The sequence below is a fragment of the Sphingomonas sp. T1 genome (assembly GCF_902506585.1).
GTDB lineage: Bacteria > Pseudomonadota > Alphaproteobacteria > Sphingomonadales > Sphingomonadaceae > Sphingomonas > Sphingomonas aerolata.
Genome location: NZ_LR733875.1, coordinates 516,307 through 543,078 on the forward strand (window position 1 = coordinate 516,307; position 26,772 = coordinate 543,078).

Annotated in this window: 30 protein-coding genes; all 30 read left to right on the forward strand. The window is 63.3% G+C overall.

Features of this window, described 5'->3' with window-relative positions; genetic code table 11:
* Window positions 1-14: 14 nt before the first annotated feature.
* Window positions 15-587, forward strand: coding sequence for a hypothetical protein (locus GV027_RS02270; RefSeq protein WP_159510837.1), 573 nt, complete (start codon window positions 15-17; stop codon window positions 585-587).
* Between the two features lie 66 nt (window positions 588-653).
* On the forward strand, window positions 654-1,841 hold the full coding sequence (locus GV027_RS02275) for an ImmA/IrrE family metallo-endopeptidase (protein ID WP_159510838.1): 1,188 nt from the start codon (window positions 654-656) through the stop codon (window positions 1,839-1,841).
* Entirely contained in the window at window positions 1,841-2,275 is a 435-nt protein-coding gene (locus tag GV027_RS02280; RefSeq protein WP_159510839.1) for a DUF4411 family protein, read from the forward strand. The genes GV027_RS02275 and GV027_RS02280 overlap by 1 nt, the downstream gene beginning before the upstream one ends.
* A 244-nt stretch (window positions 2,276-2,519) precedes the next feature.
* Window positions 2,520-2,693, forward strand: coding sequence for a hypothetical protein (locus GV027_RS02285; RefSeq protein WP_159510840.1), 174 nt, complete (start codon window positions 2,520-2,522; stop codon window positions 2,691-2,693).
* Window positions 2,694-2,819: 126 nt separating this feature from the next.
* Window positions 2,820-3,140, forward strand: coding sequence for a hypothetical protein (locus tag GV027_RS02290; protein ID WP_128082055.1), 321 nt, complete (start codon window positions 2,820-2,822; stop codon window positions 3,138-3,140).
* A 629-nt stretch (window positions 3,141-3,769) separates the two neighbouring features.
* On the forward strand, window positions 3,770-3,895 hold the full coding sequence (locus GV027_RS21650; RefSeq protein WP_268893533.1) for a hypothetical protein: 126 nt from the start codon (window positions 3,770-3,772) through the stop codon (window positions 3,893-3,895).
* 21 nt (window positions 3,896-3,916) lie between these two features.
* The gene (locus GV027_RS02295; RefSeq protein ID WP_159510841.1) at window positions 3,917-4,222 is read left to right on the forward strand and encodes a Gp49 family protein; all 306 of its coding nucleotides are present in this window, start codon (window positions 3,917-3,919) and stop codon (window positions 4,220-4,222) included.
* 10 nt (window positions 4,223-4,232) lie between these two features.
* On the forward strand, window positions 4,233-4,592 hold the full coding sequence (locus GV027_RS02300) for an HNH endonuclease (protein ID WP_037528028.1): 360 nt from the start codon (window positions 4,233-4,235) through the stop codon (window positions 4,590-4,592).
* A 137-nt stretch (window positions 4,593-4,729) separates the two neighbouring features.
* Window positions 4,730-5,299, forward strand: coding sequence for a hypothetical protein (locus tag GV027_RS21350; RefSeq protein WP_236559007.1), 570 nt, complete (start codon window positions 4,730-4,732; stop codon window positions 5,297-5,299).
* Between the two features lie 112 nt (window positions 5,300-5,411).
* The gene (locus GV027_RS02310) at window positions 5,412-6,992 is read left to right on the forward strand and encodes a terminase large subunit (protein ID WP_236559008.1); all 1,581 of its coding nucleotides are present in this window, start codon (window positions 5,412-5,414) and stop codon (window positions 6,990-6,992) included.
* An 11-nt stretch (window positions 6,993-7,003) separates the two neighbouring features.
* On the forward strand, window positions 7,004-7,624 hold the full coding sequence (locus tag GV027_RS02315; RefSeq protein WP_159510843.1) for an HK97 family phage prohead protease: 621 nt from the start codon (window positions 7,004-7,006) through the stop codon (window positions 7,622-7,624).
* A 17-nt stretch (window positions 7,625-7,641) separates the two neighbouring features.
* Window positions 7,642-9,033 (forward strand): phage major capsid protein, encoded by a 1,392-nt coding sequence (locus tag GV027_RS02320; protein ID WP_159510844.1) that lies wholly within the window; start codon window positions 7,642-7,644, stop codon window positions 9,031-9,033.
* A gap of 69 nt (window positions 9,034-9,102) precedes the next feature.
* Window positions 9,103-9,369 (forward strand): hypothetical protein, encoded by a 267-nt coding sequence (locus GV027_RS02325; RefSeq protein ID WP_159510845.1) that lies wholly within the window; start codon window positions 9,103-9,105, stop codon window positions 9,367-9,369.
* On the forward strand, window positions 9,369-10,775 hold the full coding sequence (locus tag GV027_RS02330; protein ID WP_159510846.1) for a phage portal protein: 1,407 nt from the start codon (window positions 9,369-9,371) through the stop codon (window positions 10,773-10,775). The genes GV027_RS02325 and GV027_RS02330 overlap by 1 nt, the downstream gene beginning before the upstream one ends.
* Window positions 10,726-11,862 carry a hypothetical protein gene (locus GV027_RS02335; RefSeq protein WP_159510847.1) on the forward strand — a complete coding sequence of 379 codons (1,137 nt, stop codon included), beginning with the start codon at window positions 10,726-10,728 and terminating at the stop codon, window positions 11,860-11,862. Before GV027_RS02330 ends, GV027_RS02335 begins: the two co-directional genes overlap by 50 nt.
* A complete protein-coding gene (locus GV027_RS02340; protein WP_159510848.1) occupies window positions 11,855-12,160 on the forward strand; it encodes a head-tail connector protein in 306 nt (101 codons plus the stop codon). Before GV027_RS02335 ends, GV027_RS02340 begins: the two co-directional genes overlap by 8 nt.
* Entirely contained in the window at window positions 12,157-12,507 is a 351-nt protein-coding gene (locus tag GV027_RS02345; RefSeq protein WP_159510849.1) for a head-tail adaptor protein, read from the forward strand. The genes GV027_RS02340 and GV027_RS02345 overlap by 4 nt, the downstream gene beginning before the upstream one ends.
* Window positions 12,507-13,037 (forward strand): HK97 gp10 family phage protein, encoded by a 531-nt coding sequence (locus GV027_RS02350; protein ID WP_159510850.1) that lies wholly within the window; start codon window positions 12,507-12,509, stop codon window positions 13,035-13,037. The genes GV027_RS02345 and GV027_RS02350 overlap by 1 nt, the downstream gene beginning before the upstream one ends.
* Entirely contained in the window at window positions 13,034-13,435 is a 402-nt protein-coding gene (locus tag GV027_RS02355; RefSeq protein ID WP_159510851.1) for a hypothetical protein, read from the forward strand. Before GV027_RS02350 ends, GV027_RS02355 begins: the two co-directional genes overlap by 4 nt.
* A gap of 18 nt (window positions 13,436-13,453) precedes the next feature.
* Window positions 13,454-13,690 (forward strand): hypothetical protein, encoded by a 237-nt coding sequence (locus GV027_RS02360; RefSeq protein WP_159510852.1) that lies wholly within the window; start codon window positions 13,454-13,456, stop codon window positions 13,688-13,690.
* 71 nt (window positions 13,691-13,761) lie between these two features.
* Window positions 13,762-14,211: a hypothetical protein gene (locus tag GV027_RS02365; RefSeq protein WP_159510853.1), complete on the forward strand. Its 450-nt coding sequence runs from the start codon at window positions 13,762-13,764 to the stop codon at window positions 14,209-14,211.
* Window positions 14,212-14,320: 109 nt separating this feature from the next.
* A complete protein-coding gene (locus tag GV027_RS02370) occupies window positions 14,321-14,761 on the forward strand; it encodes a hypothetical protein (RefSeq protein WP_159510854.1) in 441 nt (146 codons plus the stop codon).
* 17 nt (window positions 14,762-14,778) lie between these two features.
* A complete protein-coding gene (locus GV027_RS02375; protein WP_236559009.1) occupies window positions 14,779-15,192 on the forward strand; it encodes a hypothetical protein in 414 nt (137 codons plus the stop codon).
* 20 nt (window positions 15,193-15,212) lie between these two features.
* Window positions 15,213-20,189: a hypothetical protein gene (locus GV027_RS02380; RefSeq protein ID WP_236559010.1), complete on the forward strand. Its 4,977-nt coding sequence runs from the start codon at window positions 15,213-15,215 to the stop codon at window positions 20,187-20,189.
* Window positions 20,186-23,449 carry a hypothetical protein gene (locus tag GV027_RS02385; protein WP_159510856.1) on the forward strand — a complete coding sequence of 1,088 codons (3,264 nt, stop codon included), beginning with the start codon at window positions 20,186-20,188 and terminating at the stop codon, window positions 23,447-23,449. The genes GV027_RS02380 and GV027_RS02385 overlap by 4 nt, the downstream gene beginning before the upstream one ends.
* The gene (locus GV027_RS02390) at window positions 23,446-24,039 is read left to right on the forward strand and encodes a hypothetical protein (RefSeq protein WP_159510857.1); all 594 of its coding nucleotides are present in this window, start codon (window positions 23,446-23,448) and stop codon (window positions 24,037-24,039) included. The genes GV027_RS02385 and GV027_RS02390 overlap by 4 nt, the downstream gene beginning before the upstream one ends.
* A gap of 34 nt (window positions 24,040-24,073) precedes the next feature.
* Window positions 24,074-24,607, forward strand: a complete 534-nt coding sequence (locus GV027_RS02395; protein WP_159510858.1) for a hypothetical protein — start codon at window positions 24,074-24,076, stop codon at window positions 24,605-24,607.
* Window positions 24,607-25,017: a hypothetical protein gene (locus GV027_RS02400; protein WP_159510859.1), complete on the forward strand. Its 411-nt coding sequence runs from the start codon at window positions 24,607-24,609 to the stop codon at window positions 25,015-25,017. Before GV027_RS02395 ends, GV027_RS02400 begins: the two co-directional genes overlap by 1 nt.
* A 366-nt stretch (window positions 25,018-25,383) precedes the next feature.
* Window positions 25,384-25,899: a TIGR02594 family protein gene (locus GV027_RS02405; protein WP_159510860.1), complete on the forward strand. Its 516-nt coding sequence runs from the start codon at window positions 25,384-25,386 to the stop codon at window positions 25,897-25,899.
* Window positions 25,896-26,345 (forward strand): hypothetical protein, encoded by a 450-nt coding sequence (locus GV027_RS02410; protein WP_159510861.1) that lies wholly within the window; start codon window positions 25,896-25,898, stop codon window positions 26,343-26,345. Before GV027_RS02405 ends, GV027_RS02410 begins: the two co-directional genes overlap by 4 nt.
* Window positions 26,346-26,772: the final 427 nt, after the last annotated feature.

Below are 26,772 nucleotides of genomic sequence, written 5' to 3' on the forward strand. Positions count from 1 at the left end.
CGAGGGTTGAGACGATGGGGCGGGCAGCAAAGACAAGCACGAAGATCAAGCGGCAGCCGAAGACGCTGGCGCAGCGCACAGCCGAGGCCGTGACAGCTAAGGGAGAGGCTATTGGTGCCCCAGCGATCCAGATCGCGCGGGGCATGCACGCTATCGTAGACGTGCCGCTGCGGGACGCCGGCCGCGTCGTGACCGAGCACACCCTGATCAACCGAGGCGGCACGCCGGTCGCACGCTGGAAGGCGGCCAAGCTGCTGTCGGATAGCCAGCTTGCTGCGATCGACCACTGCGAGGCGCTATGGGCCCGGCTGGGCGGCAAAGCCTTGGTCATGGATCTGGCGCGGATACCCGGTGTCGGGCAAGGAAACGGATGGGCGGAACAGGAAGCCCTCGACGACCTGAAGCGCATCAAGGAATATGTGCCCGGCAAGTATTGGTCGGTATTCGAGAATGTCTGCAGGTTTGATGAGCCCGCGGGGACCGCGGGATCCAGCCTCGCGTCTAACCCAAGGTCAGCGATCGATGCCGCCCGTACCGTCGTCGCTTTCGTTGCTGACATCGTAGCAATGAAGGAGCGGCTAACTTAGTGGCAAAATCGCCCATAGCCAACTTTCGCCATGACACATTAACCGGTATCGGTGCATGGAGGGCATGTGGCACAGCTTAACCCCGCAATCATGGTATGGGCACGAGAGACGGCCGGTCTCGACTTGGAGACGGCCGCCCGAAAAATTTCCTTGAACGCAGCGCGGGGCGTCAGTGGGGCCGATCGGTTGGCAGCCCTAGAAGCAGGCGACGGATCTCCTAGTCTTGCGGTTTTGCGGAAAATGTCGCAACAATATCATCGCCCGTTGTTGACGTTTTATATGGCAGAACCTCCGGTCGCTGCGGAGTTGGGCCAAGACTTCCGCACATTACTAGATCAGGGCAACCCATCTAACGTGCTTCTTGCGACGCTATTGCGTGATGTCAAAGCACGACAGGCTTTGGTCCGGGAAGCCCTGGAGGACGACGATGATGCAAAGCCTGTCGCGCTCGTCGGGGCCGCATGGAAAATAAAGGACGCGACAGTTCTTTCCGCCGAATTAGTCAAAGCAATAAATTTCGATCGCGCAGTCTTTCGTTCTCGGAAGAGCGTCGATGAAGCGTTTGCATACTTGCGTGCCTTGATCGAAGCCAAAGGTGTGTTCGTATTGCTGGCCGGCGACTGCGGAAATCACATGACGGCAATCGACGTTAACGTATTCCGTGGTTTCGCAATTGCTGATGCCATGGCACCGTTCATCGTCGTGAACGATCAGGATGCGAAATCCGCGTGGTCTTTCACTCTGCTCCACGAGCTGGCACATATCTTGATCGGGCAAGGTGGAGTTAGCGGAGGCGTGCCGCAGGGCGCCGTCGAGCGCCTCTGCAATGATACGGCAGCCGCGACGTTAATCGCGAGCACGGAAATCGATGATCTTCCTCTTACCGGCACCGATTCTGATAAACGGCAGATAGCTACCTTGGCCGACCAGGCGAAGGTCAGCAGAACAATGATCGCCTATCAGCTGTTTCGTGCGGACCGAATCGACCACGATGACTGGGTGATTTATCGCGATCAATTCCGATCCGAGTGGATGGCTAACAAGGCCCGCATAAAAGAAGCTAACCGAGGGTCCGATGGTGGGCCCAATTGGTACGTAGTAAGACGGCACAGGCTCGGTACTGCGCTACTGGCCGTCGCTCGACAAGGCATGGCTGATGGCTCTCTTACGCCAACACGTGCAGCCCGGATGCTCGGGGTCAAGCCGATGAACGTCTACCCGCTTCTTGCCGAAACGCGGCGGGCCGTTGCCTGATGCAGTATCTGCTCGATGCCAACGCGCTAATTACGGCGCATAACACTTGGTACGGTCTCGACCGGGTTCCGGAATTTTGGAAATGGCTTCGGTATCATGGCGCGGTGAACGCCCTGAAAGTTCCGCCAGAGATCTATGCTGAGGTCGAGACCGGCAACGACGTGCTGGCCACCTGGATGAAAGACCCGGTAACTAAGCGTGCGCTTCTTTTGGCCGAGGACAGTGATCCTGCAAAGCTCCAGGTGGTCTTGGCCCGCTATGGCGAGCCATTAAGCGAGGCAGACCTTGTTACCGTCGGCCAAGATCCATTTTTAATCGCCGCGGCGCTCGGTCATGCTGATCGATGCGTGGTCACTGCCGAAGTTTCGAAATCGTCGCGCACAGGGGCGCGCCGGCACATTCCAGATGTGTGTAATGACTGCGGCGTCACGTAGATGCATCCCGTCGAATTCATTGCAACGCTCGACTTCTCGACGACGTGGGACGATGTGGACAAATTGCTACGATAAACCGGCGGCATAACCCCAAACTGCAGAAAGCCGATCTGACCAAGGATCGCGTCCGACGGTTGCAACAATGAAATACACTTGACCCGTGCGCACCTTAGTCTATGCATATCGACAGTTGTTAGAGCCGCGCCCGCAAGGGTTGCGGCTCTTGCTATATGTGGAGGTCTAGATGGCCGCACCGCACTTGCGGCTCACCACAGCTGACCATGTCGAGGCGATCGGCATGCGCCTACTTCGGATCTTTAGAAATGTGCGCAGCCCATCGCGCCATCATGGTCGCAGCGATCCGCTTATCGAGGATGTCGAGCAACTGGCGCAGAATCGTCGAGAGCGCGTTGGCTAGCCACCCTCATCCTCTCACTCTGGAGCTATGTTCCGAGCGATTGTCCTACGGTATGGTGAGACGCGACGTTACTTTGTGCGTTGATGTGGCCTATGCTTATAGGCCCACTACGCTCAGGAACTTTGTATGAAGAACGTCGTCAGTCTGGTTCTCGCATCCATCTTAGTTGCCGCTCCGGCGCACGCGCAGACGGTTAACGACGATGTCCGGTGCCTGGTTGTAACCAGTGCCGTCGGCGAGCAGGCCGAGAACGAGCCAACGCGGAAGGTCGCGAATTTGACGGCGGCGTTCTATATGGGGCGGCTGGATGGACGGGTTCCCGCAACTGTTGCTGCAGCCCTCAAGTCTCAACCGGCTGTCGCTGGAACCGCCGCGCTGGGAATTTTCAAAGCCTGCGCTGCGAGGGCACAGGGCGCACAGGCGCGCTTGCGCGCAGAATCTCGGTGATTTGACGGCACCAAGTAATTGAGCGTGAGATGAGACGCGGAATGGGAGGAGCAGTGTGAGACGCCCTCATGCCCTTACGCAGGAGCCATGCTGCGAGCGATTGTCCCACTGTATGGCGTAAGTCGCATGCTCTCTAAGCGGTTATCAGTACTCAGGGGACTGGCTCTCCAATCCCCTGAGTGGCGGTCTTATCGGGACCTTGTAGCGGATCCGTGATCTGAATAGGCGACTGTATTGTCGCCGACGATGTTGAATAAGCCGTGGTCATTATCTGCGACATGATCGTCGGGCCATGGTGATTGTTCCGAGCCGTGATCGCTATTAGCTTCGCTGGGGCAACGCGCTGATGGCCTATCCCTTTTACGCTCGTACGTACTCAGCATCTCAACTCTCCAATGCTCAACCTCGAGTCGGGTCGTTCTTTGATTGGGAGCCCTGCTTAGAGCGCCGTCAAGTCCCCTCCGGCAAATCTCATAGCTTAACAGCTCGCAAAATCTTGCTGCCAACACCGAAAGCGTCGTGCTGTGTCCCTATTAATCAGAGCAACGTCGCTGAATGTCCCAAGGGCGGGAGATGGCATGGCATTAACTACCCGACCTTCTACAGCTGACCGCGTTGACGCTATCGGCATGCGCGTGCTTCGGATTGCCGAGGAGATGTCGAGCGGGTCGCGCCATCAGGGGCGCAGCGAGCGCCTAATCGAGCAGGCCGAGCAAGCCGCGATCGACCTGCGCGCCGCTGTCCGCGGTCGCTAACTCACTTCCAGGAGAGCTTCTATGAGCACCTTACAACAGGGTGATGACGCTGCTGCGGCTGTTGCCGTCGCACCCCGCGTCACGCTGGCCTCGATCGAGGCGAAGATCGCTCGTGAGGAATACGCCGTGTTCGGCGATGTTCTGACCGTGTGCGTGCTTCACACCGTCAACGGCTTTACGGTCACCGGTGAGAGCGCATGCGCTTCGCCTAAGAACTTCAATGCCGAGCTGGGTCAGAAGTTCGCTCGCGAGCGCGCGATCGCCAAGCTCTGGGGCTTCGAGGGCTACCTACTGCGCGAGCAGCTTTACGCCGCAGCTACCGTTTAAGGTCAGGGAGTTGGGCAAGCTCAAGGCTTTGCCGAACCGCCTCACCTCGCTGCGGCCGGGGCTTGGTTCGTTGCCGCCTGTCGAGCGCACCCGCGACGAGGACCGCATGCTGCACGCGCCTTGGCGCAAGCTCTACAAGACGGCGCGCTGGCGTGCCCTGCGCATGGTCATCCTGACGCGTGACATGTTCACGTGTCAGTGGCCTAGCTGCGGACTGATGACCGCGGACACGTCGCAGCTGGTCGTCGACCACAAGCGGCCGCACCGCGGTGACGAGGCGTTGTTCTGGGACGAGCGCAACCTGCAATGCCTGTGCGCACCCTGCCATAACAGCCGCAAGCAGCGCGCTGAGCGCGCCCAACGACACTGACCACGCCGCCCCACCGCCGGGGGGGAGGGTCTGACCATCGGTAGGGCGCGCCCTGCTGGACCCCATAGGCTCTCACCCGCAGATTTTTTCCTCCTCACGTTTTGAGGTGCGTACTTTTTGGCCGGAGGTGCCGCGTCATGGCAACCCGAAAATCATCTTTCGACTGGACGCGCATCGAGCTTGAATACTTGGCCGGCGAAGATTCGATTCGAGAAATAGCTGACCGGCACGCAATTTCGGAAGGCGCTATTCGGAAGCGCGCCAAGGCCGAAAAGTGGGTGCGAGTGGTACGCAGGGTACGCAAAGTGCGTACTTCGACGCCTCCGCAGCCTTCGCCGCCAGTCGAGCGCGAACGCGAGCCGGTACCGGATGCCGCCGCGATCGCCGAACGCGGACGCGGGTTGGTGTCGCGGATGCTGGATGAGCTCGAGGCGACGACAACGCATGCCGGCGAACTCGAGGAGATGATCGAGGAGATCACCGCTGACGATCGCGATGGCCGTCGCCGCGATAGCATGCTCGGCGCGATCAGCCTTGGTGGCAGGGCGAAGACCCTGAAGGAACTCGCCACCGCGTTTAAGACGATCAATGAGGCTTCCGCGCCGCAGGGCAAAAAGGCGGCGGCACAAGATCGCGCACGAGAGGTGGCGGGCGGTAGCCGGTTCCGGCCCGTCGGGACGCCAGCCCTCAGTGTGGTGAAGCCGTAAGTTGGCCCAGCCAACGTGGTCAACCGCATGCTTGGATTGGAAGCGTCGGATCTGCGACCGACGATCACTGATCCCATTCTCGCCTCTCTTCCCGGCGGCGGCTGAGGCCAAAATGGCCGTTTTCACCTCGCTCAAGATCGTCGACCTGCCTGGGCAGCCGACGTTCGGTGAGGCAAGCGACGAATGGCTGCTCGACTTCGCTGCGGCCGTGTTCGGTGCCTTTGACCCTGACACCAATCGGCAGCTGATCACCGAGTACATGCTGCTGATCAGCAAAAAGAACACGAAGTCGACGCTGGCTGCCGGCATCATGCTCACGGAGCTGGCCTGCGGCTTCCGGTCCTACGACGAGAACCTGATCTTGGCGCCGACAAAGGAGGTTGCGGCTAACAGCTTCGCACCGGCCATGGGGATGATCGATGCCGATGAAGAGCTGACGGATCTCCTGAAGCATCAGGAGCATCTGAAGCTCATCACGCACCGCGAGATGAAATCCACGCTCAAGATCGTTGCGGCAGATAGCGGCACGGTGGCGGGTAAGAAGGCCAGCCGCGTGCTGGTGGATGAGCTCTGGCTCTTCGGCGAAATGGCAAACGCCGATTCGATGTTGAAGGAAGCCACCGGCGGCCAAGTCAGCCGCCCCGAAGGGTACACGATCTATCTGACGACGCAGTCGGACAAGCCACCCGCGGGCGTGTTCAAGCAGAAGCTCAACTACTTCCGCGACGTCCGAGATGGAAAGATCGTGGACCCGCGAAAGCTGCCGGTCCTGTACGAATACCCCGAGGAGATGGTCGCGGACGGTGACCACCTGAAGCGCGAAAATTTCTTCATCACCAACCCGAACATGGGTCGATCGGTCACACAGGACTGGCTTGAGGAAAAGGCGGCCGAGGCTGACCACGGTGAGGATGGGCCTCGCGCTGTATTTTACGCGAAGCACCTGAATGTCGAGATCGGCATCGGCCTGCGCCACGACGCCTGGATCGGCTCGCTGTATTGGCAGGCTGCCAAAGCTGAAGCGAGCCTATGGGACGGCTCGTTCGGGTCCTTCCTCGATATCTGCGAAGTCGTAGTTGCCGGAATCGACGGTGGCGGCCTCGACGATCTGCTCGGCCTGGCACTGCTGGGTCGGCACAAGGTGACAAAGCAGTGGATCCTCTGGTGCAAGGCCTGGGCGCAACAAGACGTTTTCGATCGTCGGAAGGACATTGCTAGCCGGCTCACCGATTTCATCGGCGAGAAGACGCTGGTGCGCTGCGAGGCGCCGACCCAGGATCTGATCGAAGTCGCTGACCTGCTCGAGCAGGTGAAAGGCGCCGGGCTTTTCCCTGAGCAGGCAGCGATCGGCCTCGACCCTCAAGGCGTCACCGCGCTGGTCGACGAGTTGGCTGGCCGGGGGTTCACTGCCGAGCAGATGCTCGCTGTCAGCCAGGGTTTCCGGCTTTCGGCCGCTGTGTGGGGCATGGAGCGCAAGCTTAAGGACGGCACGCTGATCCATGGCGGGCAGGATCTCATGGCTTGGTGCGTCGGCAACGCAAAGGCCGAGCAGCGCGGAAACGCGGTGCTCATCACAAAGCAAGTCGCTGGCAAGGCGAAGATCGATCCCCTCGTCGCCGCCTTCAACGCGGTGATGCTGATGACCCGCAACCCGGAAGCCACAGGCGCCGGGCCCAATTTCCTATTCATCTGAAAGGCGCTCTTATGGACAACAGGGCATACAGCGTCCTTGCGATCAAGGCGGTCAACGAAGACGCGCGCACCATTGAAGGTATCGCGACGACACCAACCGTGGATCGCGTGGGCGACATCATCGAACCGCTGGGGGTGAAGTTCACCAACCCGATGCCGTTCCTGTGGCAGCACAACCACGACCAGCCGGTCGGCACGTGCGAGTTCGGCCAGCCAACTGCGAACGGGATCCCGTTCAAGGCGAAGGTCGCCAAGACGGACGAGCCCGGTCTGCTCAAGGACCTGCTCGACCTCGCCTGGCAGTCGATTAAGCTGGGCCTCGTTCGCGCGACCAGCATCGGATTCCGACCGATCGAATATGCCTACATGGAAGCGGGCGGCATCCGGTTCACGGAAGTGGAGGTGTTCGAGCTTTCCGCAGTCACCATCCCGGCCAATGCCGACGCCATCATCACTGCCATCAAGTCGATCGATACCGGCCTGCGTCACGCGGCCGGCATCCCCGACCCCGAAATCCCCGCAGACCCCGAGCGTGCCGCGTCAGGCAAGAGTGTTCGGGTTGTCAAGCTGGAGAACCCTGCCCGCGATCGGGCTCCACCTGTTGTGATCCGCGAAATCAAGCGGCTCGCCTGATCAAAGGACGATAGACGATGAACTATGCTGCGCAGATTGGCGCATTCGAGACCAAGCGCGCCGCGCTGGTCGCCGCCAACGACACCATCATGAAAAAGGCCGCGACCGATGGGGCAACCCTCGACGCCGCTCAGACCGAAGAATTCGACGGCAATCAGGCCGATATCGAATCGATCGACAGCCACTTGAAGCGCCTCAAGCAGGCCGAGAAGTCGGCCGGCGAAAAGGCAACCCCGGTCGCTGGCGGTAGCGCTGCGGATGCCGGCACGACCCGCGGCGGTTCGCGGATCGAAATCAAGGGCCACAATCTGCCCAAGGGTACCGCGTTCACGCGCTACGCAATGGCGCTCGCCCGGTCGAAGGGCAACCTGATGCAGGCCGCCGAGATCGCGAAGACCTGGCGCGACAGCACGCCGGAAGTCGAGAACGTCCTCAAGGCGGCAGTCTCGGCAGGCACCACCACCGACACGGCATGGGCCAAACCGCTGGTCGAATACCAGAACATGACCAGCGAGTTCGCCGAACTGCTCCGTCCGGCGACGATCATCGGCCGCATTCAGGGCCTCCGCCGCGTACCGTTCGAGATCAAGATCCCGCGTCAGACCGGCGGTTCGTCGGTCGGCTGGGTCGGCGAAGGTAAGCCAAAGCCGGTCAGCGCGCTCGCGTTCGACCAGATCCGCCTGGGTCGGGCGAAGACGGCGGGCATTGTCGTGATCACGGACGAGCTGGCGCGTGCATCCTCGCCATCGGCCGAGCAGGTGGTCAAGGACGATCTGGTCAGCCAGACCGCCCAGTTCCTTGACCAGCAGTTCGTCGACCCGACGAAGGCTGCGGTGCAGGACGTTTCGCCGGCATCGATCACCAATGGGGTCACCCCGATCGTGGCCTCGGGTACGGACGCTGATGCCGTTCGGCACGATGCGAAATTGCTGATGGGCAAGTTCCTGGGCGCCAACCTGTCGCTGGCAGGTGCCGTCTGGATCATGACGGAAATGCAGGCGCTCGGCCTTGCACTGATGACCAATCCGCTTGGCAACCCGGAATTTCCGGGGATGGTGATCAACGGCGCCAGCGGCGGTACCTTCATGGGCCTGCCGGTCGTCCTGTCGGAGAACGTTCCCGTCAACCTCGGCACGGGTACTCCGGTCACCGGTGCCGGTTCGCGGATCATCCTCGCCAAGGCGAACGAGATCCTGCTGGCCGATGACGGCGAAACGATGCTCGACGTCAGCAGCGAAGCATCGCTGCAGATGGAAAGCGCGCCGGACGCGCCGGCCACTGCCAACACGGTTCTTCTGTCGCTCTGGCAGAACAACATGATCGGCATCCGCGCCGAGCGCTACATCAACTGGGGCAAGCGTCGTCCCGGTGCGGTGCAGTTCATCGACAGCGCCAACTACGGCGGCTGAGGCCACGTAGCCCCCGCCCGGACGCTGCTCGCGCCCGGGCGGGATACGCCGTTCTCGAAAGGATAGGCGATGAAGCATCAAGCATATTTCACCCGCGCGCTGAAGGCGAACGACCCGCGCTATGCCCGCGTGTTTGGCAAGCTCGGGTACGATCGTGCCGACATCGGGTCGGACGGCGCTGCTACGTTGAAGCCTACCGGCACTGGTGGCACTGCCGACGATCTTGAACAGCTGCGCGCAGAATATCAGGCAGCCGTCGGCAAGAAGCCGTATCACGGCTGGGACGCCGCTGTTCTGCGCGAGAAGATCGTTGAAGCCAAAGGCTCGCAGGTCTGATGCGCTTCCTCGGCTTTGACTTCGGACGGACCAAGTCCGTCAGCCCAGTCGACGACCGGCGCGGCTGGTTCGGCATTGTCCGAGAGAGTTTTGCCGGTGCCTGGCAGGAGAACGTCGAAGTCAAAGTCGAGAGTGTGCTGGCTTACCACGCCGTTTTCGCGTGCATGACGCTAATCGCGTCCGATATTTCGAAGCTACGGGTCAAACTCGTTGCGCAGTCGGTGTCCGGCATCTGGTCCGAGACGACGCGCAACTCCTATTCGCCGGTCCTTCGCAAACCGAACCCGTTTCAGACCCGCATCCAGTTCTGGGACAGCTATTTCCTCTCGAAGCTGGCGCGCGGTAACACGTATGTCCTCAAGCGTCGCGACGGCCGCGGCGTCGTGACAGCCCTGTATGTGCTGGACCCAAACCGCGTGAAGGTGCTCGTCAGCGATGAGGGCGAAGTCTTCTACGAGCTTCAGGCGGACAATCTCGCCGGGTTCACCGGAGCGATCGCCGTGCCTGCGCGCGAGATCATCCACGATCGCTTCAATTGCCTGTTTCACCCGCTGGTCGGCATGTCGCCAATTTATGCGAACGGCCTCGCGGCGACGCAGGGGCTGCGCATCCAGGAAAACTCGGCCGTCTTCTTCGGCAACCAGTCGCGCCCAGGCGGGCTACTGTCGGCACCGGGCAAGATCAGTAAGGAATCTTCGGACGAGCTTAAAGCCAACTGGTCTGATTATTACGGCGGCAAGAATTCTGGCCGCGTAGCCGTACTCGGCGATGGGCTCAAATATGAGCACATGGCCGTCACCGCCAAAGATGCCGAGATGATCGACCAGCTCAAGTGGACCGCCGAAGTGGTCTGCTCCACGTTCCATGTGCCGCCCTACAAGCTGGGAATCGGTAACCTGCCGACGAACAGCAACGTCGAGAGCCTCAACCTCGAATATTACACCCAGGCGCTGCAATCGCTAATCGAGGCTGCCGAGCTGTGCCTCGATGAGGGACTCGGCATCGGCGAGGGCATGGGCATCGGCACCGAATTCGACCTCGACGGCCTTCTGCGCATGGACACCAAGGCGCTGATCGAAGCCGAAGCCATGGCGACCAAATCGGGGATCAAGAAGATCAACGAGGCGCGGCGCCGGCTTGACCTAGAGCCGATTACCGGCGGCGACACGGCGTACCTGCAAGAGCAGAATTACAGCCTCGAGGCGCTGGCGAAGCGCGATGCGCGAGAAGATCCGTGGGCAAAAGGCCAAGGCGACACGACGCCTGCGGCGGCGCCTCCGGCTGATCCCGCAGAAGTTGATGAGCGATCGCGTGCGGCGGCCGCCCTGTACAAAGAATACTGCAGGGAGTTGCTGAATGCTTCATGCCAAAGCGCAGGCCGAGGCCACAGCAATCATTGTCCGTGAAGCTGTCGACAAGGCTACCATTCCGCTGCTCGCCCGCCTTGCAATTGTCGAGGCGCGGGATGCGTCGCTGGAGGAAGCAAGCGTTCGGCGAATGATCGACGACGCAATCGCCGCCCTGCCCATGCCCCGCGACGGCAAGAGCGTCACCGTCACCGACGTCGAGCCGCTCGTCGTCGCGGCAGTTGCGCGCGCGGTCAGCGATCTGCCCCCGGCGAAGGATGGCGTCAGCGTCACGCTGGACGACGTGAAGCCGCTAATCGCTGCCGAGACGGAACGAGCTGTAGCAGCATTGCCGCTGCCCGACCTGGTCGAACCGGTCGAGACCGCTGTCGCTGCGGCAGTGGCGGCGCTGCCGCCCGCGATCGATGGCAAGAGCGTCACGCTCGACGATGTGCGTCCGCTGATTGTTCAGGAAGCAGAGCGCGCTGTCGCCGCGCTGCCCCCGGTCGACGTTATTGCGCCGGTCGACGCGGCGGTTGCGGCCGCAGTCTCGGCGCTGCCGGCGCCGGTCGACGGCAAGAGCGTCACACTCGACGATGTCGAGCCGATCATCGCTGGGGCCGTAGCATCCGCAGTCGCGGCGCTGCCAACCCCTGCCGATGGCAAGAGCGTCACGGTCGCCGACGTCGAGCCGATCATCGCGCCGGCCGTTGAGCGCGCTGTTGCTGCGCTACCTGTTGCAAAGGACGGCGTCGGCCTTGCTGGCGCGATGATCGACCGCACGGGTGCGCTGGTCGTGACACTGAGCGATGGCAAGATGTGCCCGCTTGGTCGCGTCGACGGGAAGGACGGTGACCCTGGCTTGGGCTTCGACGATATGTCGATCGAGCAGACCGGGGAGCGCCAGGCGACCCTCAAGTTCGTCCGCGGTGAGCAGGTGAAAACCTTCGACCTCACCGTGCCAGCGGTGATCGACCGCGGCGTCTTTAAGGAAGGCCAGGCATATACGCTCGGCGACGCCGTCACCTTCGGCGGCTCGCTCTGGATCGCGCAGAAGGACACCGGCGACAAGCCGGACGGTCCTGACACCGGCTGGCGGCTTGCGGTGAAGAAGGGGCGCGATGGGCGCGATCTCACCCGTGGCTGAGCTCGTCACCCTCGCGGACGTGAAAACGCACCTTCGTCTAGGCTCGTCTGATCGTGAAGACGCATATCTCGCCATTCTCATTGCTGCAGCGGTCCGAGCGATCGAGGGCGCAACAGGGTGCGACTTCGCGACCGATCTGTCGCCGACGGCGCTTCGCGATCGCGCCGTTGCCGCACAGGCAGCGCTGCTGCTTGTTGGGCAATGGTACGCCAATCGCGAGGTGTCGGGGCAGAACCTAACGGAATTGCCGCTGGCGGTCACCTTCCTCATCGCTCCCCTGCGCAAATTCGTAGTATGACCCAGCTCACTGCCGGCGAGTTGCCCGACTTCATCCGCATCGAGCGCCCCGTCGCCGATGAAGCGTTCGACGGAGCCGGTTCTGGCAGCTGGGCGCTGGTTGACGAGGTCTGGGCCGGCGTCGTCGATATGCTGCCCAGCCGCGGTGAGAAGCTCGCCGAGGGCATCAACGTCGCCACCCGGCCAGCTCGGGTCCGCATGCGGATTCGGGACGACATCACAAGCAACATGCGGTTCGTGATGGGCGATCGGATCATGCAGATCATCGCCGGCCCTGCCATCATCCGGCAGCGCTCGGGCGTCGAGTTCATGGTCGAGGAGTACAGCACGGCCGGGAACACCGCCTGATGGCTACCAGCCGGGGCGGCCGATCGGTTCGCCGTTACATCGCGCAGTTGCCCGCCGAGGTGGAGAATAAGCTACTGCGCGGCGCGGCGCGGGCCGGCGGGAAGATCATTCTCGCCGAGGCCAAAGAGCGGTCGATTTCGTCCGACGTCGACGAGGCGCTCGAAATGCGGAGCAAGTCGGAGGCTGGACGCCTGACGGTGACGATCGCCGTTCGGAAAGGCTGGGGCCGCTCGATCGCCAACTGGCTCGAATATGGCACCGACGCCCATTTCATCTCGGTCGCGAAAGACGAAAGCGGCGGCAAGAGCGTCGCGCGGATCAACGCCACGGACAAGCGCACGATGGTCATCGGCGGCAAGTTCGTTGGCGACACCATTTTCCACCCGGGCGCCAAGCCGAACCCGTTCTTACGCCCAGCACTCGACATCAAGGGCGCCGAAGCGGTCGCCGCGGCACAGAGCTTCATCAACGCCCGCGTGACCCGCTCGGGGATCATCGGAACCGCTGAACCGGAAGGCGAAGACGCATGACCGGTGTCGATATCGTTGGCGAGCTGCTTCACGCGGACGAGCCGCTGATCGCGGCCATTCCCGCGCGTCAGATTAAAGCTGGCGCGCTTCCCGACGGTGTCGTGCTGCCGACGTTGCTGGTGCGGATGACCAGCAACGTCGAGCGGCAGATGCTGAAGCGTGGGGCGACGGTGCGCACCATCGAGCGCATTTCGGTCACCGTGCGGGCCGCGAGCTACCGCGGCCAGGTCGCTGCGATGAAGCTGGTCGTGAAGGCCTGCGCGGGGCGGACGGGCCGCATCGCTGGCGCCGACAACGTTTCCGTCCTGACCGCTGGCCGCGGCCCCGACCTGCGCGGCCCGGGCAACAGCTTCGAACAGACACAGGATTTCCGCGTCAGTTTCGACGCGCCGGCTTGACCACGAGAGGAGACCAGAATGTCCGCAACCCCAAAGATGGTCAGTGCGACCGTCACGACCGATTTCACCGATGCCGGCAGAGATCGCAAGTTCGTTGCGGGAGCGACGGAAGAGCTCACCGCAGGCGAGTTCGCGAATTACCGCGCAGCCGGGCTGGTCGAGGCATCCGTTCCAAAGCCCGTTGCCGACGCACCGTCGTCGCCTGCCAAGCCGAAGCGCGCCCGCGCGCCGCGCACCGCCAAGGCCAAGAGCTAACCCCCTAACCCGCCGCCCGGCGGGCGATCACCGGCCGGGCTTCCCGGCGTTACGTTACCAGGAGCAAGACCATGGGTTCTCAGACTGCAGCAGGCTCGGCGCTTGCTATCTCGGCCGCAACGCCTGCCACGCTCGACGCGACCGGCTATGCGGCCCTCACCTTCGTCGAAATCAACCAGGTCGAGAAGCTGGGCTCGTTCGGCGCCAGCTTCGCGAAGGTCGAATTCCAGCCGCTGAAGGGCGCCAAGCAGAAGTACAAGGGCTCGGCCGACTATGGCGCGCTGCAGCCCTCGATCGCCATCGACAGCCTCGATGCCGGCCAGACCATCCTGCAGACGGCGTCCGATGACGAGACGCAGAAGCTCTACTCGTTCCGCGTCACCTATCAGGACGGCGCGAAGCGGTATTTCCAGGGTCGCTCGTTCGGTTCGCCCGAAACCGCGGACGGCGCCGACAGCATGCTGATGGCGACGCCGACGATCGAGATCTGCACCAAGGTCATCAAGGTGGCCGCAGCCTAAGTTCCTCCCCTCCCGGCGCCCGCGACGCCGGTTCTTATGCGCCAGCTCGGCCCGTCGTCGCGGGTCGCGAGCCGGGTTGGCGCACCTCCTCCCGCGAAGGACACATTCCATGAAGCTCAACATCGCCTCGCTCGCCGTCGCCGCCACGGCCGCCCTCCACCTCAAGAACCCGGCCGGCGAGTTGCTGTTCGCCGATGACGAGCGGACCCTTCCCGTTCGTATCCTGGTCCATGGCCCGGGCAGCAAGGCTTATGGCGTCGTCGAATCTCGTCAGTCTGCCCGCGCGCTGAAGCGCATGCAGGACAATGACGGCAAGATCACCGCTGCGACGCCGGAAGAGCGCGTCGCCGAGACCGCCGAGGATCTCGCCGCAATCACCGCGGGCTTCGAGAATTTCGAATATCAGCCCGACGGTGCGGCCGACCCGGTCACCGGCGAAGACCTCTATCGCGCCGTCTATGCGAACCAAGGCCTCGGCTTCATCACCAAGCAGGTCGCGAAGTTCGTCGGCGACTGGGGAAACTTCAGCGCCGCCTCGAAGGCGGCCTGACCCTCTACATCCGGCAGATGGCTTGGCTGCATGCCACGCCGAAGCCGGATGCCCGCAGCCGGCGCGGGAAGGAAGAATCGACCGCGCCGAAGCTCAGCCGGATCGCCGAGCTGAAGCGGAAGAAGATCGACCCGCAGATGCCGCCGAATCCGGCGCCGCATATCACGGACTGGCTCATCGAGATGGGGCTGGTCGAGGCGGCCGGTATGGGCGCGGCTCCGATCAGCTCGCGCGAGCTCGCGGCGTGGCAGGGCAATACCTGTGTGCGCCTCGAGCCATGGGAAGCGCGGCTGATCCGCAAGCTGTCGAAAGCCTACCTCGACGAGGGGCGGGCCGCTGAAAGCGAAAACTGCCCGCCACCATGGCGGGCGCCGGTCACACAGCGCGAGCTGGAGATCGAAGAAGCCCAGCTCCGCGCAGTGCTGGGCTGATCAAACGGGGAGGATGACGCATGTCCATGGACGATTCCTCCCCGAGGCTCGAGGTCGGCTTTGTCGTCGACACCGGCGATTCGTTCGGTGGTCTGACGCAGCTGCAAGCCGCAATGGACTCGACCGAGGCCAAGGTGCTCGCCGATGCCACCCGCATCGAGCGCGCGACCCGCGGTATGGTCGACGTCTCGGCCGCGACGTCGAATGTCGTCATGTTCGGCAACGCGACATCACGTGAGATGCAAACTGCCCGTCAAGCAATTGCGAGTGCCGAGAAGGCAGGCGAGGCTTTGTCTCGTCAGCTAGATCGGCAAGCATCTACCTTCGGCAAGACCCGTGAGGAGATCCGGGCGATGAAGGTTGAGACGACCGCGCTTGCCGCTGAGGAAAACAAGCTGTTCGAGCTGTCTGGCCGCCTGCGGGGGCAGCAACAGGCACTGGCAAACGCCGAAGCTGATGCCGCACGGACGGCTGCTGCCGCGATCGAAGCCGAAGCTCAGTCGGTCCGCTCCGCAGCCCTGGCTCATGGGTTGTTCGAGGCCGCCGCACGTCGCGGCATCGCTGCGATGCGAGAGATGGAGGCTGCTCAAAATGCGGCCGCCGCGACTGCCGAGGCAACGCGAGTGCGCGAGGCCGCGCATGCATATGCCATGTTCGAAGGGGCCGCACGTAAAGGCGCCGCGGCTCTGCGAGAGTTGGAGGTCGCCCAAGCGGCTACTGCCAGCGATGCCGAGGCTCAGCGCCTCCGCTCGGCCGCGCTCGGTCACGCGCAGTTTGAAGCTGCGGTGCGCCGCGGCGCGCAGGCGATGCGGGAACAGGAGGCTGCAGCAGCAACCGATGCCGCAGCGCTGGCACGACTGCGGGCTATGCTTGATCCTGCGGCTGCCGCTCAGGCTCGATTGAACAGCGAGATCGCCGAGGCCCGTCGCGTTATGACCGCAGCGGGTGCGTCCGCGGAAGAATTGGCCCGTGCTGAAGGCATGCTTATCGATCGCGCGAACGTCGCGACGCAGACGCACGGTGCCATGGCCGGGGCCGCGGTGAAGAGCGGGACCGCTTTGAAGAGCATCGCCGTTCAGCTTCCCGATATCACGCAGGGCCTGCTCACCGGGCAGAAGCCCATGCAGGTCTTCATCCAACAGGGCGCGCAGATCCTTCAGGTTGCCCAGATGGGCCAGGGCGGATTGCGCGGCTTCGGCAAGGAAGTGGCGGTTCTCGCCTTGCGCTTCTCGCCGCTGCTCATCGGCCTCGCCGCAGCCGGGGCGGGCTTCGCGCTCTTCAACCGGTGGGTGAATGAAGGGGTCAAGTCCGACCAGCTGACACGCGATCTCGGGAAAATCACGGGTGGTGCCAATGCGACTAAGGCCGAACTTTTCAAGCTGAAAGAGGAGACGATCACCTGGGCGGATACGTCCACGGCCCTGTTCAGCGTGGTCGGCAAGGACATCTCGGATTACTTCGTCGGCGACATGAAGGGCATGTCGAAGGGCGTGAAGGGCGTCCTTGATGACCTGACGTCCTACATGCGCTCGACCCTTGCCGGCATCTATGCGGGCGTCGCAGGGACGAAGGCCTATCTCGCCGAAGTCGAAAAGGGCGGCGCCCTCGGCATCGGCAAAATGCTGATCGGCCAGGGCGATCCCAAGCTGCTCGAGAAGACCTATGGCGCGGCCTACACCGCTGCCGACACCTATCTGACGAAGCTCGGCAAGCGCGTAAAGACCGCGGCGATCGACAACGCCCGCGAGCGCATCGCAAAGTCGATCGGTTACAACAACATCCCGAATCCAAAGACCGACAAGCATGCCGACCAGCTGGCGCGCGACGCCGCAGCTATCGAGGCGCAGATCCGCAACCTCTATCAGTTGGCCGATGCCTATGGCGTATCGGGCGCGGCGGCGCTGATCGCCGAGGCGCGCGTGAAGGCCGAGAGCAAGGCGATCCGCCAGCGTGGCGACATCGAAGCGGCTGTCGCTCGTGAGGTCCGCCTGGCGGTCGCGCAGCGCGTATCCGATGCCGCCAAGAGCACCGCGACGATGCGCGAGCAGGCCGATATCCAGGATCAGGTCAATGCATCGGTCGCAGCCGGTATCACGCCGGCCGAGAAGGCCGCGGAGCTGCTTCGTGATCGTATAGCAGACCTCCCGCTGCTGGCCGCGATTGAGGCGGCGCAGCTGACGAAGGATGTCGACGGCGCAGCGCGTGCGTCGAAGGCGCTCGACGATCAGCGTGCCGCGCGTGATCGCCTGACCGATTCCGAGATGAAGGCGGCTATCCAGCTTGCCATGCCAGCCGGCGACCGTCGGCTCGCGGAGCTTGCGGAAGAGATCAAGCTTATCGACGCGACCGATGCCGCGCGCGTCCACTCGCTCGCCATCCTGCGCGCTACTCGGGAAGCGGAGTCGAAGGGCTGGACCGGCGCCGATGCAGCCGCGTGGATTGCGCAGCAGGTCAAGGTCGCTGACGAGGCAGAACGGCTCGGCGCGATGCAGCGCAGCTATAACGATTCGCTGACCTTCACCGCGGACAAATGGGACATCATCGCCGGGAAGGTGCAGTCGGCCGGTCAGGGTATGGCAGATGCCTTTGGCGAGGCTGGCCGCGCGATCGGTGACATGGCATCGATCTATGCCAGCTATCAGGCTGACCGGACGCGCGCCGAGGCCGAGCATCTCGCCGCGATCAAGGCGGCCGGCGCTGACCAGAGCCAGATCTCACGCGAAAACGCGCGCTTTGCGCTGCGGACCTCCGGGGCCCAGGTCCAGGCATTCGGCGACGCGGCGTCTGCTGCCAAGGGATTCTTCAAGGAAGGTTCGAGCGGCTATCAGGCTCTGGCGACCGCCGAAAAGGCATTCCGCCTCGTCCAGTTCGCGATGTCGGTTCGTGCGATCGCGCAGGATGCGATCGAGACCGGCAGCAAGATCGCGAACAGCGTCGCGCGTATCGCGGTCGGGGCGACCGAGGCGGTGGTCAACGCCATCAAGAGCCTCCCCTTCCCGCTCAACATCGCCGCGGGCGCCGCGACGGTCGCCGCGCTGGCCGGGATCGGCGTGTCGGTCGCCGGCTCGTTCGGTGGTGGCGGCAAGAACGATCTGGCTCCGACCAACACCGGCACCGGCACCGTCCTGGGCGATTCGTCAGCGAAGAGCGAGAGCATCCGGAACGCCATCGATGCCCTGAAGGACGTCGACACCGTGATGCTGTCCTACTCGCGAGACATGGCCGCGTCGCTCAAGTCGATCGACAGCCAGATCGGGGGCGTTGCAACGCTCGTCGTCCGCGCCGGTAATATCGATGCGAATGCCGGGGTGAACACCGGGTTCAAGAGCAACGCCACGGCAACGATGGCAGGCATCGGCATGGCGATCGGCGGTCCGATCGGTGCGGGCATCGGCGCGGTGCTGACCAAGATCCCGGTCATCGGCAGCATCCTGAGCGGCCTGTTCGGCACGAAGACCTCGGTCATCGGCAACGGCCTGTCGGGCGGGCCGCAGTCGGTCGGCAACATCCTGAACAGCGGCTTCGACGCATCCTATTATTCGGACGTGAAGAAGAAGTCGTCGTTCCTCGGGATCTCGACCGGCACGAAATATTCGACGCAGTACGGCGCGGCCGACCCGGGGCTGGAAAACCAGTTCACGCTGATCCTGCGGCAGTTCAACGATGCGATCGTGGCGACGGCCGGGCCGCTGGGCGCTGCGACCGGCGACATTCAGAGCCGCCTCAACAGCTTCGTCGTCAACATCGGGAAAATCGACCTCAAGGACCTGACCGGCGAGCAGATCCAGGAGAAGCTGACCGCGATCTTCGGCGCCGCGGCCGATGGCATGGCGGCCGCGGCGTTCCCGGCCGTCGCGCAGTTCCAGAAGGTCGGCGAAGGCACGTTCGAAACGCTCGTGCGGGTCGCTTCGACGGTCGAGGCCGTCGGCGCGTCGCTCGATCTGCTCGGGACCAGCGCGCAGACGATGGGCATCGCGGCGAAGCTCGGCCTTGCCGACCAGTTCGACAGCGTGTCCGCGCTGGCCTCGGCAGCAGACTCCTATTTCGAGTCCTTCTACACCAAGGAAGAGCAGGCAGCGGCGAAGACGGCGCAATTCGCGGGCGTCTTCAGCAGCCTCGGCATGGTGATGCCCGAAACGCTGGCGGGCTTCCGTCAGCTGGTCGAGGCGCAGGACCTGACGAGCGCGGCGGGTCAGGCGACCTATGCGACGCTGCTGCAACTCGCCCCGGCCTTCGCCGACCTGCAGGCGTCCATGGAGGGCGCCAAGAGCGCGGCGGATATCGCAAGCGAGCGGCAGGATCTCCAGCGTCAGCTTCTCGAATTGCAGGGCGACACGGCCGCGCTGCGTGCGCTTGATCTTGCCAAGCTCGATGCCAGCAACCGCAGTCTGCAACAGGAGATCTATGCCATGCAGGATGCCCAGGCCGCAGCGTCGGCTGCCAAATCGCTGGCGGACGCATGGACGTCGGTCGGCGACAGCATCATGGATGAGGTTAAGCGGATCCGCGGGCTGACCGACGCTGCCGGGGGTAACAGCTTTGCGGTGCTGCAGAGCCAGTTCAACGCTGCGACCGCTGCGGCGCGCGGTGGTGATCAGGACGCGGCGAAAAGCCTCCCGGCGCTAAGCCAGTCGCTGCTGACCGCGGCGGCCGAGCAGGCGACAAGCCGTCAGGAGCTGGCCCGCGTCCAGGCGCAGACCGCCGCCAGTCTGGAGGCGACCTACGGCGTCGTGGCAGCGCTGACCAAGGTCGGCAGCGCAATCGCAACCTCGCAGGATGTCGTGGGCGCATCGCAGCCGGTGACGACCACGACAGCAGCGAACGACGATCAGGTCAGCGAGAATCGCGCCCTTCGGAACGAGATGACTCAGATGCGCACTGACCTGACCGCCGCCCTCACCACCATTGCGGCGAACACCGGGCGGACGGCGAAGAAGTTTGACGACGTGACCGCGCAGAGCGGCGGTGACGCTATCGCCATAGTTGCTGCGGCATGAGGGTCGTTCTTGATAACGGGACGTCGGTCGAGCTCGGCGACACCGAAGCCACGCCAACGATCGGCATCACCGATTACAGCCGGCGGGTCACCGACGACTACGGGGTGACCACGGTCGTCGAGCGTACCTTCTCGCGCAAGATGTCGGTCAAGCTGGCCGTGCCGTTCGATAGCGTCTCGGCGTTGCAGCAGCGGCTGGCGAGCCTTCGGGCCTCGTCGGCCCTTTGGGTGGCGGACGAGCAGATCGCATGGCTGTCGGTGCGCGGCTTCTACAAGGACTTCGACCTCGACCACGCCGCGCCGCCACTTAGCTACTGCACGCTGACGGTCGAAGGGTTGGCCGAGACGGCAACCGTCGCGGACACGGGGATCGATCCGGCAGTGACGGGCGCCTCGACGCTACTGCTGCTCCAGCCCGCTACGATCACCACCTCAAACCTGGTGTCGAGCAACGTTCCGGAGAACGATGCAGCGGAGTGGTCCGCGCAGACCACGTATCCGCGGGGCGCGCGGGTCATCAAGGCGACAAAGCACCGTCTCTACGAGTCCGCGAGCGCCGGCAATGTCGGCAACGATCCGGCGGGCGTGTCCGGCAAATGGATCGACGTTGGACCGACAAAGCGGTGGGCGATGTTCGACCAAGCGCTCGGCACGTCGACGACGGCCGCTAGTTCGGTCGCGGTCACGATTGACGCGCCGGCCATCCAGGCGGTGGCATTGCTTGACGTCACCGCCACGAGCGTCCGCGTCCAGGCAACCGGCTACGACCGGACGATCGCGGCGGGCGCGGGCGCGATCACTTTCCTTGATCTACCCGCAGGCACAACCCGCGTCATCGTGACGACCACCGGCAGCAGCGTCGCGATCGGGACGCTGATGGTCGGCAAGCTGGTCGGGCTCGGCATCACCGAGGCATCGCCCACGGCGGGAATTACCGACTACAGCCGCAAGGTGGTCGACGACTTCGGCGCGGTGACGATCGTCGAGCGTGCGTGGTCGAAGCGGATGACGGCCAAGGCCCTGATCAGGACGGACGCGGTCGACGTGGTTGCGAACCGTATCGCAACGGTCCGCGCGCAGCCGTCGCTCTGGATCGGGCAAACGGGCCTCGACAGCCTCATCGTCTATGGGTTCTTCAAGGACTTCGCGATCGAGGTCGAAACAAACGTCAGCAAGCTGTCGCTGACGATCGAGGGCCTGAGCAAGGCCGCGCCGGTCGCGCGGGCGCCGATCGTCCTCGTTCCGCGTGGCCCGTACGATGCCACGCTGTCCTACGGCGAGGGCGACGTTGTCCAGTATGGCGGATCGAGCTGGCAATACATCAATGCCGAGGCCAGCACCGGAAACGCCCCGCCATCGCTGCCCACTACCGAGAATGCTTTCTGGCGCGTTTTCGCATCGTCTGGTGTCGATGGTCGCGATGGCATCGATGGCACCGATGGGCGAGACGGTTTGAACGGCTCCGATGGAGCGCCCGGCGCGCGCGGCGCAGACGGTCGCACGAGCTATATCCATTATGCCTATGCAAACTCGCCGGATGGAGCTGTTGATTTCGACCTGAACCAGCCGAACGGGCGAGCTTACGAGGGCAGCTATACCGATTTTGTGGCAGCCGACAGCGCCGATCGCAACGCCTATACGTGGCGGGAGTACAAGGGTCCTCCCTTCGGTATGGCCGCACGTGGCAATGCTGTGGTCGCCGGCAACTCGGTCATCAAGAACGGTGGGACTGACGGCTGGGACAGCGACGCCTATTCAACCGTAGGCTTTCGCAACGGCGCCGTTGTATCGTTCAAAGGGACCGGCAACCAGAACATCATGGCCGGCCTAAACACGGATCCGACCACCGACGGTGGCTATATGAGTCTGGATTATGCTTGGTATCTTCGCGATGATCGTTTCGTCCAGATATTCGAAAGCGGTGTCCCTGCTGGTCCCCCGTTCCTCGAGAACTACGGCGACGGCCTTTTCACATTAGACTATGACGGCAAACGCGTCCGGTATCTCTATGGCGATACCGTATTGCGTAGTGTCGAGGTGGCTTCTGGAAAGACGTTCTATTTCGACAGCAGTATTCGGACTGTGGGCGGTCGCATAAACCAGATTAGCTTCACCGCGCGAGGTGCTGACGGGGCAGACGGCCTTGACGGCACGAACGGTTTGAACGGAACCAACGGCCAGAGCATTCACATCGCCTATGCGGATAATGCGACTGGGACGGTGAATTTTACCACCGGCGCCGCAGCGGGGCGGGCCTATATCGGCGTCTACACCGACACGAATCCGGGGGCCGACAGTACCGACCCCGCAGCATATGGGTGGACGCTGATCCGCGGCGCGGATGGATCGAACGGGCTGCCCGGCCCTGGAGAATATGTCCACATCGCCTACGCGGACAATCCTTCCGGGACGCTAAACTTCCATCTCTCCGACCCGTCAAACCGGGCTTACATCGGCACCTATACTGATCAGATCGCGCCAGACAGTACGAGTCCTGCGGATTATGCTTGGCAACTGGTTAAGGGCGCTGACGCCGTTTTATTAACGCTTTCGCTCGAAACCATTATCGTTGCCGTTGACTCAGCGGGCACGACCAAGGGTGGGGCGCTTCCAAGAACGTCCACGCTCAAAGTGATGGCGGGCAGCACTGATGTTACGGCATCCTCTATTATATCGCTTGCCGCCAGTGATGCGGGCATCAGCGCGACCTACAATGCCGGGGCTGTCGTGGTCGGCACGGCAAACGTCGCCGGCTATATCGATGTGAATGCCGTTTATGCAGGAGCGACCTTCACGCGTAGGCTGTCGATCGTTCGCCAGAAAGACGCAGCACCGCCAGCGTCTCAAACGAGTGCAGCACAGCAGATCTCAGTCATCGTCTCGGCCACCACGTACAACGAGACCGGCGCCAGTAAGTCCGTTATTCTATCGTCTGGCTCTGGAGGACGACTCGTCTCATATTTCAGTGCTGAGTATTATCTTGAGGGTGGAACCGGAACAGGGAATCAGTTCTTCACGCCAGCCGGCAAGATACAATACCGGGCACCGGGCGGCAGTTGGAACGATATGGGTGCAGAAGTAACGGGATCACAAGCACGCGTCCTCGGCGGCGCGCCCGAGCCCGGCACTATCAACATAAGCCATTCCGTTACGGGCCTATCGCCGAATGCCGCTTATGAGATTCGAGTAAGTTTTCGAAAAGCCAGCGGCGGAACGGGAACGCAGGCAGTAATGAACGACGCACTGGTGGTGTCGCAATGACGCAATTCTGGACAATTACAGCACTTTCTGACGGGACAATGTTGTCGCCATGCTTCGCAACGTCGAGTGTGGACGTTCACCCCAAGGACTGCGGCTGGCCTTGGGATGCCGCAGCGCACAAGGCTGTCGCTATTCCGGCCGCTCCCGACCCAGTCGTCCAAAACTGGAATGGTAAGATTTGGGAAGAAACAGCTAACAAGATTGAGAATATCTTGTGCGATCTTGTTGATGGTGAACGGGAGGCTCGGCAAATGCTGTCGCTGACGCCGGGCGGCGCTAAAAAGTATGTCTACAACCGCAAGGCAGCCGAGGCGATTGCCGCAAGCGGTATCATTCCAACGGTGCTGAACGCGCTCACGCTGGTCGACAAGAAACGGAAATATCCCTTCGCTTATGCCGAGGCAGCGCTGACAGGTGAAACCCTCTCGGCTGTACTGACCCGGTTTGAGGCCGGGATGAATGCATCGGCCGTGGAGAACGCGCGGATCGAGGCGGTCGCTCAGAAGGCGAAGCGCGATATCAAGGCGGCGATGACCGCAGCCGGCAAGCGCAGTGCCTATGCCTCCATCAACTGGAATTGGTCCGCCTGACCGGGCGCGTGCCCAAACCCTGAAGGATACCGTCATGAATAACAGTAGCTTCGCGGCTCAGGCGGTCGCGAAAGGGCCGATGACACTCGCCCCGCCTTCGTTCAACGGCCATGGCTGGCTCGTCGTACTGAACCTTGCGGGCTTCACGGCCGGCTTCGTCATCGCGCTGATGCTCGCGATCAAGATGGCGCGCGACATCTGGCGGAACCGCCGACACGACAAGCTTCATCACCCCGTAACCGTGTGGCGCGCGTTCGGTGGAGCGGTCAGCTTCGCCATGGCCGTTCGGTTTGGTCCGGCTGCAATGGTGCTTTGGGGCTGGGATCCAGAGAAAGCCGCATCCACTGCCTGGCTGTTGACGCTGCAGCGCATGACCGACCCGATCGCGTTCACGATCGGATTGCTCGCGCTGGCGTTGTTCGAAATCTCCGGTCACGGGATGGCGGATCACCTCAAGCGCGAACCCCTGCCGTTGCGGATCTGGGCGCGCCGCGACCAGCTGAAGCGCCCGGTCTGCATAACTCTTCTCAGCCTGATCGCCGCGATCGGCGTGGTGAGCACGCGCTAATGTGGCGGCTTATCGCGACCGCGGGGGCGGCATTACCGGTAGCGGCTGCGGCCATAGCCAAAGACAAGGCGGCAATCGTGACGGAACGCACGCCTCAGATCTGGCATTTTCTCGGATATCCTTTCGAAGCCGGCAGCATGATCGCCGGCATCTGCGCGTGCCTCGCGGTGCGGTTCTACGTCAGTCAGGAGGACCGGAAGGACCATCGCTGGAACGTCGACCTGCCTGTCTCCATGCTGACGTTGCTGTTCACCGCCGGCATCATCATCCGCCTGCGCCCGGAGCCCTTTTGGGCGCTTGCCTACGGCACGGGACTGGGATCTGCTGGCGTCCTGATCATCAGCGCATGTCTCGCTTGGGTGAAGCGCGGTAGCGACCTCTTCCAACCGCCCGGGAAGCCTGACGCGTAACGGCCCGCCCCCAGGGTCAGCCAAAGACGAGCCGGCCGTAGCATTCTTGGGGATGCGTCCGGCGATCTACCAACGCCAAAGAGTGTTTGTTGGTTTCGAGTTAACGGCCCGCCTAACCGGGAGGGGTTCGAGGCGGGCCGACCGGAGCACGTTGGAGTGCCACCCCGGCGCGTCGATAACGGACAGCCCCCCCAATCGCCGCACGGCGCGACAAAGAAATATCGCAACGGCCGATGAGGCGTAACGGCCCGCCTGCGAGCGCGAAAGGGATCAGCGCGAGGCGGGCCGGTCGATGCGAGTTCATCAGCACCGACGCGACCTGAACTGCTCACTGCAAACATCGACTACATGTTGGAAGGAAGAATCATGACGACGGCATCAGAGCCGGCGTGGCTTCGCCATGCCCGGTCGCTTCTTGGCACCCGCGAGGCGCCGGGGGCGTCGAACAGCCCGACCATCATGGGGTGGGCGAAGAAGCTCGGCACGAAGGTGCTGGGCATGGTCTACAACGCCGACAGCGTGCCGTGGTGCGGGCTGTTCGTCGCCAACTGCCTCGCCGAAGACGGCATTTCGGCCGCGCCCGTCGCGGTCCGCGCCAAGGCATGGGCGACCTGGGGCGCCAATCTCGCGGCGGATCGAGTCGCGGCCGGCGCGGTGCTGGTGTTCGAGCGGCCGGGCGGCGGTCACGTCGGCTTCTACGTCGGCGAGGACAGGACGCACTATCACGTCCTTGCCGGCAATCAGGGCGACCGGGTCAGCATCATGCGGCTGGAGAAGTCGCGCTGCATTGCGCGGCGCTGGCCGATCGGGCGCGCGGTCATCGGCGGCCCCCGGTTGATGACCGCGACCGCGGGCGTTCCCTCATCTTCGAACGAAGCATGACCTGGGCGGCGGGCTTCGCCCTGCTGCGGCGTTTGTGGTGGGCAGTGCCGATGATCGGCCTGCTCGCCGGGCTCCTGCTCACCCGGGAGACGCTCGCTGACCGTACGGCCACGCTGAAGGCCGAGCGGGCGGCGTGGAGCGCGGAGATCGCGAAGGCCGAGCAGCTGCGCGCCGCCGCGGAAACGCGGTTCGCCGTCCAGCAAACCACGGCGCTCACGACCTTCGCCGACCGCCTCGCAAATCGCGAACCCATCATCCTTCGATCCACTGACACCGTGAGGACCTATGCGCAAACTGCTGCTGGCCGTGCTGCCTGCCTTCCTGCTGACCGCGTGCTTGGGCTCGACGCGCTCGACGCTGAACTATTCGCCAGCGATCCCCCCAGTGCCGGCCGAGGCGAAGAAGCCCTGCACGGCGACGCCGATGCGCCGGCAGCCGGACGGTAGCGCCAACAGCGCGGACACTGAGTGGTCGCTGCGCGACGCGCGCGCCGACCTTGCGCTCTGCGACGCGCGCCGCGGCCTCGCTGTCGATGCCTGGCCCCGCTGACACCCCGCCTTTCAACGACCGTCATTCTGACCACCTTCCAGGAGTAAGCCCATGGGTTCTCAAACCGCAGCCGGGTCATCGCTCGCCCTTTCCGCGATGCTGCCATCTTCCTTCGACGCAGCTGGCTATGCCGCGCTGACCTATGTCGAAATCAACCAGGTCGAGAAGCTCGGTTCGTTCGGCGCCAGCTTTGCGAAGGTCGAATTCCAGGGCCTGAAGGGTGCCAAGCAGAAGTTCAAAGGTTCGGCGGACTTCGGCGCGCTGCAGCCATCGATCGCGCTCGACGCCCTCGATGCCGGGCAGATCCTCCTGCAGACCGCATCT

Bases quoted from the DNA above. Each gene is read 5' to 3' on its own strand.
- GV027_RS02395 (WP_159510858.1), top strand. From the start codon at position 24,074: ATGAATAACAGTAGCTTCGCGGCTCAGGCGGTCGCGAAAGGGCCGATG.
- GV027_RS02370 (WP_159510854.1), top strand. From the start codon at position 14,321: ATGAAGCTCAACATCGCCTCGCTCGCCGTCGCCGCCACGGCCGCCCTC.
- GV027_RS02295 (WP_159510841.1), top strand. From the start codon at position 3,917: ATGAGCACCTTACAACAGGGTGATGACGCTGCTGCGGCTGTTGCCGTC.
- GV027_RS02330 (WP_159510846.1), top strand. From the start codon at position 9,369: ATGCGCTTCCTCGGCTTTGACTTCGGACGGACCAAGTCCGTCAGCCCA.
- GV027_RS02385 (WP_159510856.1), top strand. From the start codon at position 20,186: ATGAGGGTCGTTCTTGATAACGGGACGTCGGTCGAGCTCGGCGACACC.
- GV027_RS02380 (WP_236559010.1), top strand. From the start codon at position 15,213: ATGTCCATGGACGATTCCTCCCCGAGGCTCGAGGTCGGCTTTGTCGTC.
- GV027_RS02410 (WP_159510861.1), top strand. From the start codon at position 25,896: ATGACCTGGGCGGCGGGCTTCGCCCTGCTGCGGCGTTTGTGGTGGGCA.
- GV027_RS02290 (WP_128082055.1), top strand. From the start codon at position 2,820: ATGAAGAACGTCGTCAGTCTGGTTCTCGCATCCATCTTAGTTGCCGCT.
- GV027_RS02365 (WP_159510853.1), top strand. From the start codon at position 13,762: ATGGGTTCTCAGACTGCAGCAGGCTCGGCGCTTGCTATCTCGGCCGCA.
- GV027_RS02345 (WP_159510849.1), top strand. From the start codon at position 12,157: ATGACCCAGCTCACTGCCGGCGAGTTGCCCGACTTCATCCGCATCGAG.
- GV027_RS02270 (WP_159510837.1), top strand. From the start codon at position 15: ATGGGGCGGGCAGCAAAGACAAGCACGAAGATCAAGCGGCAGCCGAAG.
- GV027_RS02320 (WP_159510844.1), top strand. From the start codon at position 7,642: ATGAACTATGCTGCGCAGATTGGCGCATTCGAGACCAAGCGCGCCGCG.
- GV027_RS02350 (WP_159510850.1), top strand. From the start codon at position 12,507: ATGGCTACCAGCCGGGGCGGCCGATCGGTTCGCCGTTACATCGCGCAG.
- GV027_RS02400 (WP_159510859.1), top strand. From the start codon at position 24,607: ATGTGGCGGCTTATCGCGACCGCGGGGGCGGCATTACCGGTAGCGGCT.
- GV027_RS02355 (WP_159510851.1), top strand. From the start codon at position 13,034: ATGACCGGTGTCGATATCGTTGGCGAGCTGCTTCACGCGGACGAGCCG.
- GV027_RS02310 (WP_236559008.1), top strand. From the start codon at position 5,412: ATGGCCGTTTTCACCTCGCTCAAGATCGTCGACCTGCCTGGGCAGCCG.
- GV027_RS02360 (WP_159510852.1), top strand. From the start codon at position 13,454: ATGTCCGCAACCCCAAAGATGGTCAGTGCGACCGTCACGACCGATTTC.
- GV027_RS21350 (WP_236559007.1), top strand. From the start codon at position 4,730: ATGGCAACCCGAAAATCATCTTTCGACTGGACGCGCATCGAGCTTGAA.
- GV027_RS02390 (WP_159510857.1), top strand. From the start codon at position 23,446: ATGACGCAATTCTGGACAATTACAGCACTTTCTGACGGGACAATGTTG.
- GV027_RS02375 (WP_236559009.1), top strand. From the start codon at position 14,779: ATGGCTTGGCTGCATGCCACGCCGAAGCCGGATGCCCGCAGCCGGCGC.
- GV027_RS02405 (WP_159510860.1), top strand. From the start codon at position 25,384: ATGACGACGGCATCAGAGCCGGCGTGGCTTCGCCATGCCCGGTCGCTT.
- GV027_RS02325 (WP_159510845.1), top strand. From the start codon at position 9,103: ATGAAGCATCAAGCATATTTCACCCGCGCGCTGAAGGCGAACGACCCG.
- GV027_RS02335 (WP_159510847.1), top strand. From the start codon at position 10,726: ATGCTTCATGCCAAAGCGCAGGCCGAGGCCACAGCAATCATTGTCCGT.
- GV027_RS02280 (WP_159510839.1), top strand. From the start codon at position 1,841: ATGCAGTATCTGCTCGATGCCAACGCGCTAATTACGGCGCATAACACT.
- GV027_RS02315 (WP_159510843.1), top strand. From the start codon at position 7,004: ATGGACAACAGGGCATACAGCGTCCTTGCGATCAAGGCGGTCAACGAA.
- GV027_RS21650 (WP_268893533.1), top strand. From the start codon at position 3,770: ATGCGCGTGCTTCGGATTGCCGAGGAGATGTCGAGCGGGTCGCGCCAT.
- GV027_RS02285 (WP_159510840.1), top strand. From the start codon at position 2,520: ATGGCCGCACCGCACTTGCGGCTCACCACAGCTGACCATGTCGAGGCG.